We start from the raw sequence: 230 nt of genomic DNA on the forward strand, positions 1-230 counted from the left end.
CGATCCTTCTCGTTCTGCTTGTGGCCGGGCTGCTCGCTCCCGTCATTTCGCCGGGCGATCCGCTGAAAATTGCCGGCCACGCCCTGCTGGCGCCGTTCGCCGATCCGGCTTTCCCGCTCGGCACCGACCGTCTCGGCCGCGACGTGTTGGCGGGCCTGCTCTATGGTGCCAGGACCTCGCTTGCCGTTGGCCTCGCGGCGGCGTTTGCGGCCATGGTGCTTGGGCTCTGC

General features: G+C 69.1%; 1 pseudogene. It reads left to right on the plus strand.

The annotated features are described in order from the left end of the window. Positions 1-2 precede the first annotated feature (2 nt). A pseudogene (locus tag EOD29_RS35545) lies at positions 3-230 on the plus strand (ABC transporter permease); the annotation flags it as partial.

It is taken from the genome of Mesorhizobium sp. M1A.T.Ca.IN.004.03.1.1 (assembly GCF_003997555.1).
GTDB lineage: Bacteria > Pseudomonadota > Alphaproteobacteria > Rhizobiales > Rhizobiaceae > Mesorhizobium.